The sequence below is a fragment of the Streptomyces sp. NPDC032161 genome, assembly GCF_040636995.1.
Taxonomy (GTDB): Bacteria; Actinomycetota; Actinomycetes; order Streptomycetales; family Streptomycetaceae; genus Streptomyces.
Map to the genome: position 1 here is coordinate 1 of NZ_JBEZVN010000071.1, position 10,128 is coordinate 10,128.

2 protein-coding genes are annotated in these 10,128 nt (G+C 71.3%); both read left to right on the plus strand.

Going from position 1 to position 10,128, the window contains the following annotated elements; genetic code table 11:
* Window positions 1-2,924: type I polyketide synthase (locus AB0E67_RS35550; RefSeq protein ID WP_362034869.1), on the plus strand; the 2,924-nt coding region annotated here is incomplete at its 5' end.
* Between the two features lie 98 nt (window positions 2,925-3,022).
* A partial coding sequence (locus tag AB0E67_RS35555; RefSeq protein WP_362034871.1) for a type I polyketide synthase occupies window positions 3,023-10,128 on the plus strand: 7,106 nt, incomplete at its 3' end.

Here is a 10,128-nt window from a genome sequence, read left to right on the forward strand (position 1 = left end):
ACCTCCACACCCACGGCCACACCATCAACTGGCCAATCCCCCACAGCCGACCCATCGACCTCCCCACCTACCCCTTCCAGCACCAGCACTACTGGCCCGCTCTGGCCGCCGTACGGCCCGTCGACGCCGTGTCCATCGGGCTGGGCGCCGCAGGCCACCCCCTCCTCGGCGCGGCCGTGGAGCTGGCGGGCACGGACACGCACCTGTTCACCGGCCTGCTCTCCCTGCAGAGCCGCCCCTGGCTGGCGGACCACGCCGTGGCCGGAACCGTGCTGCTGCCTGGCACCGGGTTCCTCGAACTCGCCCTCCAGGCCGGTCACCATGTCGGCTGCGACACCGTAGAGGAACTGACCCTCGAAGCGCCCCTGGTGCTACCCGAGAAGGGCGGGGTTCGTGTCCAGCTCCGGCTCGGGGAGGCCGACGAGTCCGGTCGGCGGGAGCTGAACCTGCACTCGCGGGCGCAGGACGCCGGGGACGACAAGCCCTGGACCCTGCATGCCACCGGCATCCTGGCCCCGGGACAGCAGTCCCCGAGGCCGGACTCCGACCTGGCCGCGTGGCCGCCCTCCGGTGCGGAGGCGATCACAGTGGCGGATGCCTACGATCGCCTGGCCGCGCTGGCTGTCGAGTACGGCCCTGCTTTCCAGGGGCTGCGGGCGGCATGGCGGCGCGGTGACGAAGTGTTCGCCGAGGTCGCCCTGCCGGAGGAGCACTCCGCCGAGGCCAAGGACTACGGCATCCACCCGGCGCTGCTCGACGCGGCGCTCCAGCCGCTGGGCATGGGCGTCCTGTTGACCGAGCCCCGTGAGGGGATGACCCGTCGTCCGTTCGCGTGGAGCGGTGTGACGCTGCATGCCCAGGGCGCGATCGCGGGCCGGGTGCGGATCGCCCTGGCCGGTGAGGAGGCCGTGTCCGTCACGGTGGCCGACCCGGCGGGCCGACCGGTGGCCTCGGTCGACGTACTGACGTTGCGCCAAGTCGGTACGCAGCAGGACGCGGAGACGCGCAGCGACTCGCTGTTCCGCGTGGAATGGGTGCCGATCGCCGTGTCGCGAACGGGAGCGCCGGCCGGACGGTGGGCGCTCATCGGCGGCGGCAGCGGTCACGGCAATGTGGACGTGTACGAGGATCTCGGCAGCCTGGCCGCCGCGGCCCACCCCGTTCCTGAGCTGGTCTTCGCGCGCTTCCCTGAAACCGCCGAGACCGCCGACAGCACCATGGCGTCGGATGCCGTACGCCGGGTCACACACCGCGCGCTGGACCTCGTACAGGCGTGGCTGGCTAACGAGCGGTTCGCCGCGTCCCGGCTGGTGATCCTGGCCGGGCAGGGCCTGACCGGTGGGCCGGTCTGGGGACTCGTCAGGTCGGCGCAGGTGGAGAATCCCAGCCGTTTCGTACTGGTCGACACGGACGGGTCCGGCGACGGCGAGCCCGATTGGGAGCTGCTGGCGGCCGCTGCCGTCGGCGACGAGCCTCAGCTGCGGCTGGACGGTGGCGAGCTCAGCGCACCGCGTCTGGCGCGTGTCCCCCGTCCCGACCAGGCGGGCCCCGGATTCGCCGCCGAGGGCACTGTCCTGCTGACCGGTGCCTCGGGTGGGCTCGCCCGGTTGCTCGCGCGGCATCTGGTGAACGAGCGCCGGGTCCGGAATCTGCTGCTCGCGTCTCGCAGCGGGGCCGCTGCCGACGGTATGCCGGAGCTGGTGGCCGAGCTGACCGGGCTCGGTGCCGCGGTCGAGGTCGCTGCCTGTGACGTAGCCGACCGGGAGGCGCTGGCCGAGTTGCTGGCCGCCGTACCGGCGGAGCGTCCGCTGACCGCTGTGGTGCACACGGCGGCTGTCCTGGACGACGGGGTGGTTGAGGCGCTGACGCCGGAGCGGGTCGACCGGGTGCTGTGGCCGAAGGTCGACGGGGCGCTGAATCTGCATGCGCTCACCCAGCATCTGGACCTGTCCGCGTTCGTACTATTCTCCTCGCTGTCGGGCACCCTCGGCGGTGCGGGGCTGGCCAACTACTCGGCGGCCAACGCCTTCCTCGACGCCCTCGCCCGCCACCGGCACGAGCGCGGGCTGCCCGCGGTGTCGCTGGCCTGGGGCCTGTGGGAGCAGCGCAGCGGTATGGCCGGGCGGTTGAACGATGTGGACCTGGCCCGGATGTCCCGGGTCGGGGCGGCGCCGATGTCGGCGGACGAGGGCCTGGCCCTGTTCGATGCCGCCACCTCGCTGGACGAGGCCGTGGTCGTGCCGGCCCGGCTGGATCTGGCGGAGCTGCGCGCGCAGGCGGCGGCCGGTGTCATGGCGCCGCTGTTCCGCAGTGTCGTCCGCACGTCGGCCGTCCGGCGTACGGCGTCCGCGGCCGGTGACCGTACCGAGGAAGGCGCCTCAGGGATCGCCGGCCGGCTGGCCGGGCTGGCCCGCGCCGATCAGGAGCGGATGCTGCTGGATCTCGTACGGGAGCAGGTCACGGCCGTGCTCGGGCATGCCACGCCCGAGGAGGCGCGGGCGAACCGGGCCTTCAAGGATCTCGGGTTCGACTCGCTGACCTCCCTCGAGCTGCGCAACCGGCTGCGGTCGGCGACCGGGCTGCGGCTGACCCCGACCCTGGTTTTCGACTACCCCAACCCGGCCGCGCTCGCGCAGCGGCTGCTGGACGAACTCGTACCGCAGGAACAGGAGAACGGACTGCCTCTCACGGCGGAGTTGGAGCGGCTGGAGGCCGCCTTTCTCAAATCCTCCGCCCTCGAAGACGACGCACGAGACGAGATCGCGGCACGGCTGCAGGCCCTGCTGTGGAAACTGGACGACACCCGCGGCGGAGCGAAGGCGAACGACGCCGAAGGGACTGCGGAGGAGGGGGAGTTGGACTTCGACCCCGTCAGCGACGACGAGATGTTCGACCTCATCGACAAGGAGCTGGGCCAGCTCTGATCCCGTCGCCGTACCGGTTTCCGGTTTCCGCGCCTCGCGCTGCCGCCTCTCCTCCCTGCCGTGCCAACTGACCACTGGCCTTTCTAGGACGTGACCTGATGTCAAAGCCCGCCCGTTCCTCCGACGCTGCCCAGAACATGACCGAGGACAAGCTCCGCGAGTACCTGAAGCGGGTCGTCAACGACCTGCGCCAGACCCGCCGCCGGCTCAACGAGGCGGAGGCAAAGGACCACGAGCCGATCGCCATCATCGGGATGAGCTGCCGTTTCCCGGGTGCCGTCCGTTCCCCGGAGGACCTGTGGCAGGTCGTCGCCGAGGGCCGTGACGCGATCTCCGCGTTCCCCGACAACCGCGGCTGGGACCTGGAGAAGCTGTACGACCCGGACCCGGACCGCTCCGGCACATCCTATGTGCGGGAGGGCGGATTCCTTTACGACGCCGCCGACTTCGACCCGACGTTCTTCGGCATCTCGCCGCGCGAGGCCTTGGCGATGGACCCGCAGCAGCGGCTGCTCCTGGAAACGTCCTGGGAGGCCTTCGAGCGGGCCGGCATCGATCCCCAGTCGCTGCGGGGCAGCAAGGCGGGCGTTTTCGTCGGCAGCAACTACCAGGACTACGCGACCCGACTGCCCGAGGTGCCGGCCGAGCTGGAGGGGCATCTCGGTATCGGCAACACCCCGAGCGTGGTGTCCGGCCGGGTGGCCTACACCCTGGGCCTTGAGGGCCCGGCCGTCACCGTCGACACGGCCTGCTCCTCCTCGCTGGTCGCCCTGCATCTGGCCTGCCACGCGCTGCTGCAGGGCGACTGCTCGATGGCCCTGGCCGGCGGTATCTCGGTCATGTCGTCGCCAGCCTCGTTCGTCGAGTTCAGCCGACAGCGGGGGCTTGCGCCGGACGCCCGCGTCAAGGCCTTCGCCTCGGGCGCGGACGGTACGGCACTGTCCGAGGGCATCGGCATGCTGCTGGTGGAGCGGCTGTCGGACGCCCGCCGCAACGGGCACAGGGTCCTCGCTGTGATCCGCGGCAGCGCGATCAACCAGGACGGGGCAAGCAACGGCCTGACCGCGCCCAACGGCCCCTCCCAGGAGCGGGTCATCCGCCAGGCGCTGGCTTCCGCCCGCCTCACCCCCGACCAGGTCGACGTGGTCGAGGCACACGGCACCGGCACCAAGCTGGGCGACCCCATCGAAGCCCAGGCCCTGCTCGCCACGTACGGCCAGGACCGCCCGGCCGACCGGCCGCTGTGGCTGGGTTCGGTGAAGTCCAACATCGGCCACACCCAGGCCGCCGCCGGTGCGGCCTCGATCATCAAGATGGTCATGGCCCTCAACCAGGGCCTGCTGCCGCGCACTTTGCACGTGGACGAGCCGTCCTCCCGTATCGACTGGCAGGCCGGCGCGGTCTCGCTGCTCACCGAAGAGGTGCGTTGGCCTGCGGCGGACCGCCCGCGACGCGTCGGCATCTCCTCCTTCGGTATCAGCGGCACCAACGCCCACGCCGTGCTGGAGGAGGCTCCGCCCGTCGAGTCGGACGAGGAACAGCCGACCCATCCGGGTGATGCCGTGCCGTGGGTGATCTCCGCCCGGACGGCGGACGCCCTGCGCGCGCAGGCACGACAGCTCCGCGAGTACGTCGAGGAGCGGCCCGAGCTGGACATCGCCGAGGTCGCCCATGCGCTGGCCACGACCCGGTCCGCGTTCGAGCACCGCGCGGTCGCGGTGGGCGGCAGCCACAGCGAACTCCTTAAGGTCCTCGACGACTTGGCATACGGGGAGCCCTCGCCTCAGCTCGTGCAGGGCATCGCGCCTGACGAGACCGGTAAGACCGTGTTCGTGTTCCCCGGGCAGGGGACGCAGTGGGCCGGTATGGGTGCCGAACTCCTCGACTCCGTACCAGTGTTCGCGGAGTCCATCGCTGGGTGCGAGGCAGCGCTTGCGCCTTACGTCGACTGGTCGCTGACCGATGTCCTGCGCTCCGGCGCCGAGTTGGATCGCGTGGACGTCATCCAGCCGACGACCTGGGCCGTCATGGTCTCCCTCGCCGCGACCTGGCAGCAGCTGGGTGTCCGTCCTGACGCGGTGGTGGGTCACTCCCAGGGCGAGATCGCGGCTGCGGCTGTGGCGGGTGCGCTTTCGCTGGAGGACGCGGCGAAGGTCGTCGCCGTACGTGCCCGGATCATCGCCGAGCACCTGGCCGGACGGGGCGCCATGGCCTCCATTCCGCAGGCTGCCCACACCGTCGAAGGACAGCTCCCCAGTGGTGTCGGCATCGCCGCGGTCAATGGTCCGAACACGACCGTGGTCTCCGGTGACAAGGACGCCGTAGAAGCCCTCGTCGCTCAGCTTCAGGCACAGGACGTCCGGGCCCGGCTCATCCCCGTCGACTACGCCTCACACTCCGCGCACGTCGAATCCATCCAGGACGCGATCGTTACCGCGCTCTCCGGGATCACACCTCGGCCCGCCGAGGTCCCGTTCTTCTCCGCCGTCGAGCCCGGCTTCCTCAACACCTCCGAACTCGAAGCCGGTTACTGGTACCGCAACCTCCGCCAGACCGTCCACTTCAGTACGGCTATCGAGCAGCTTACCGAGAGCGGCTACACGACCTACGTCGAGTCCAGCGCCCACCCCGTCCTCACCTACAGCATCGAGGAAGCCAACGGTGTTGAGACCATCACCGGCACCCTCCGCCGCAACGAAGGCACCCTCACCCGCCTCCTCACCTCCGCAGCCCACCTCCACACCCACGGGCACACCATCAACTGGCCCATCGGCCAAGGCCAGCCCATCGACCTCCCCACGTACCCCTTCCAGCACCAGCGTTACTGGATCGACGTACCGGAGACCGCGGCGGCGCACGCCCCCGCCCCCGCAACGGACATCGTCGACAGGCGCTTCTGGGAGGCCGTGGAGAACGAGGACTGGGAGTCGCTCGCGGACACGCTCGACGTACCCGGCGACGCCTCGCTGAGCACGGTGCTTCCGGCGCTCGCGTCCTGGCGGCAAGAGCGCAGGCGCGAGGCGACGGTGAACGACTGGCGCTATGGGATCAGTTGGAAGCCGGTGGCCGACGGGGGCACCGCGACCGGGCTCGGCGGGACGTGGCTGGTGGTGTTCCCGGAGGGGCGTGCCACCGACGACGTCGTCCGTACGGCGGCCGAGGGGCTGGCGAGTCACGGCGCGCAGGTCGTGCCGCTGGAGCTGAACACCTCCGAGGCCGCGCGGGGGACGTACCTCGACCTCATCGGTGAGGCGCTGTCCGCGCAGGAGGCTCCGCCGGCCGGTGTGCTGTCCTTCCTCGCGCTCGACGAGCAGCCCTGCCCCGCGTATCCGGCGATGTCGGCGGGTGTCGCCGGGACGCTCGCTCTCGTCCAGGCCCTCGGTGACGCGCGGCTTGAGGTGCCGGTGTGGTTCGGGACGTGCGTTGCGGTGGCCGTCGGGGCCTCGGACACCCTGGCCGCCCCGGTGCAGGCGCAGGTCTGGGGCATGGGCCGGGTCGTGGCGCTGGAGCAGCCCGAGCGTTGGGGCGGTCTCGTCGATCTGCCCCGCGAGCTGGACGACCGGGCGCGGGCGCGGTTGTGCGCGGTGCTGGCCGGGCTGGCAGGCGAGGACCAGGTGGCGATCCGCCCCTCGGGCGTCTTCGCCCGGCGGCTGGTGCGGTCCCCGCTGGACGTCGCGACGCCCGACCCGGCCGCGCCCGGCTGGTGGACCAGTGGTACGGCGCTGGTGACCGGCGGCACGGGAGCGCTCGGTCCCCACATCGCGCGGTGGCTCGCCTCGAACGGGGCCGAGCATGTGGTGCTGACCAGCAGGCGCGGTCCGTCCGCCCCGGGCATGGCCGAACTGGCGACGGAGCTGGACGCCGAGGGGGTCCGTCTCACGGTGGCCGCGTGCGACGCCGCCGACCGCGACGCGCTCGCGGGTGTGCTGGAGCGGCTGAAGGCCGACGGGGAGTCTCTGCGTACGGTCGTACACGCAGCAGCCTTCATCGAGTTGGCGTCGCTCGCCGAGTCGGGGCTCGACGAGTTCGCGGACGTACTGGCCGCGAAGGTGGGGGGCGCCGCGCACCTGGACGAGCTGCTTGGCTCCGACGACCTCGACGCGTTCGTGCTGTTCTCCTCCATCGCAGGTGTCTGGGGCAGCGGCGACCACGGCGCCTATGCCGCCGCCAACGCCTATCTGGACGCGCTCGCCGAGCAGCGCCGGGCCCGCGGTCTGAAGGCCAGCTCGATCGCGTGGGGTGTCTGGAACGTCTGGGACCCGGAGCGGCTTCCGGAGGGTGTCAAGCCTGAGCAACTCCAGGCGCGGGGGCTGCCGTTCCTCGACCCGGAGACGGCCTTCTCCGCCATGCGTCAGATCCTCACGCACGACGAGACGTTCGTGGCCGTGGCCGAGGTGGACTGGGAGCGCTTCGTCCCGGTGTTCACCTCGGCGGGACCCCGTCCGCTGCTCGCCGGTGTGCCCGAGGCGCAGCGCGAGACCGAGGCAGCCACGTCGACCTCGTCTGGGCCGGACGCGGCGAGGGTTCCGTCGTCGCCGCTGCGCGATCGGCTGGAGGGTCTCGGGGCCGACGAGCGGAACCGGGTGCTGCTCGATCTGGTCCGCGCCCAGGCCGCCTCGGTCCTCGGCCATCCCTCCAGTGAGGCGGTCGAGCCGGGGCGGGCTTTCCGTGACGTGGGCTTCGACTCGCTGACCGCGGTCGAGCTGCGCAACCGGCTCACCACGGCCACCGGGCTGCGGCTGCCGGCGACGCTGGTCTTCGACTACCCCTCCCCCGGTGTGCTCGCCGGTCATTTGCGGGACGAGTTCTTCGGCGCGCTGCCCGACACGGCATCGGCCGGGTCCGCCGCGGCGCCGCCGGCCCTGCCGGCCGCCGACGACGACCCGATCGTCATCATCAGCATGGGCTGCCGCTTCCCGGGCGGCGTGCGCTCGCCCGAGGAGCTGTGGGAGCTGCTGCTGCGCGACGGAGATGTGATCTCCGGGCTGCCGACCGACCGAGGCTGGGACCTCGACGCGCTGTACGACCCGGACCCGGAGCAGCGCGGCAAGTCGTACACCCGGCACGGTGGATTCCTGTACGACGCCGCCGACTTCGACCCTGCGTTCTTCGGCATTTCGCCGCGCGAGGCGCTGGCGATGGACCCGCAGCAACGACTGCTCCTGGAAACGTCCTGGGAGGCCTTCGAGCGGGCCGGCGTCAACCCCCAGTCCCTGCGGGGCAGTCGTACGTCCGTGTTCGCGGGCGTCAGCTACCACGACTACGGCTCGCGCCTCGGTGAGACCCCGGAGGAGATCGAGGGCTACCTCGGCACGGGCAACACCGCGAGCATCGCCTCGGGCCGTGTCTCGTACGTCCTCGGCCTCGAAGGCGCCGCGGTCACGCTGGACACGGGCTGCTCTTCGTCGCTGGTCGCTCTCCATCTCGCGGCGCAGTCGCTGCGGCAGGGCGAGTCCACGCTGGCGCTGGCTGGCGGTGTGTCCGTGATGGCGGTGCCCACCTCCTTCACCGAGTTCAGCCGGCAGCGCGGTCTGTCCGTGGACGGCCGGTGCCGGGCGTTCTCGGCGGACGCCGACGGCATGGGCATGTCCGAGGGCGTCGGCATGCTGCTCCTGGAGCGGCTGTCGGACGCGCGTCGCAACGGACACCGGGTCCTGGCCGTGGTCCGGGGTACGGCGATGAACCAGGACGGCGCCAGCAACGGCCTCACCGCCCCCAACGGCCCCTCCCAGCAGCGAGTCATCCGCCAGGCCCTCGCCAACGCCGCTCTCACCCCCGATCAGGTCGACGCCGTCGAGGCACACGGCACCGGCACCAAGCTGGGCGACCCCATCGAGGCCCAGGCCCTGCTGGCCACCTACGGCCAGGGCCGCCCGGCCGACCGGCCCCTGTGGCTGGGCTCGGTGAAGTCCAACATCGGCCACACCCAGGCCGCTTCGGGTGTCGCGGGCCTCATCAAGATGGTCATGGCACTCCAGCACGGCGTCCTGCCGAGGACGCTGCACGTCGGCGAGCCGACACCCAAGGTGGACTGGTCGGCCGGGGCTGTCGCCCTGCTGACCGAGCAGACGCCCTGGCCCCGCACGGGACAGCCGCGCCGCGCCGGTGTCTCGTCGTTCGGCATCAGCGGCACGAATACGCACGCCGTGCTGGAGCAGGCACCGGATGACGAGATGGTCGTGGAATCGGAGCCTTCGGGTGCGGTGGTGCCGTGGGTGATCTCGGCACGGACGGCGGACGCGCTGCGCGATCAGGCACGGCAGCTTCGCGCGTACGTCGATCAGCGGCCTGAGCTGGATGCCGTGGCCATCGCCGGCACGCTCGTCCACGGACGCGCCCTGTTCGAGCGCCGCGCCGTGGTCCTCGCTGAGGCGCCTGATGCCATCGCCGCCGCGCTCGACGCGCTTGCCACCGGGCAGCCTCACACCCACCTTGTCCAGGGCCAGGTCAAGAACACCGGCAAGACCGTGTTCGTGTTCCCCGGGCAGGGGACGCAGTGGGCCGGGATGGGCGCGGACCTCCTGGACACCGTGCCGGTGTTCGCGGAATCCATCGCCCGGTGCGAGGAAGCGCTTGCGCCTTACGTCGACTGGTCGCTGACCGATGTCCTGCGTTCCGGCGCGCAGCTGGACCGTGTCGACGTCATCCAGCCTGTGACCTGGGCCGTCATGGTCTCCCTCGCCGCCACATGGCAGCGCCTCGGCATCCGCCCCGACGCGGTCGTGGGCCACTCCCAGGGCGAGATCGCGGCTGCGGCTGTGGCGGGTGCGCTTTCGCCGGAGGACGCGGCGAAGGTCGTCGCCGTACGTGCCCGGATCATCGCCGAGCACCTGGCCGGACGGGGCGCCATGGCCTCCATCCCGCAGCCCGTCGAGGTGGTCCGGGAACACCTGACAAGCGGTATCGGCATCGCGGCCGTCAATGGCCCGAATGCGACTGTCGTTTCGGGCGACAAAGACGCCGTCAAGGCCCTCGTCGCTCAGCTCCAGGAACAGGACGTCCGAGCCCGGCTCATCCCAGTCGACTACGCCTCACACTCGGCCCACGTCGAAAGGATCGAGCATCAGCTGGCCGAAGCGCTCGCGGGAATCACGCCCCAGACCTCTGAAGTCCCGTTCTTCTCCACCGTCGAACCCGGATTCCTCAACACCTCCGAACTCGACGCCAATTACTGGTACCGCAACCTCCGCCAGACCGTCCACTT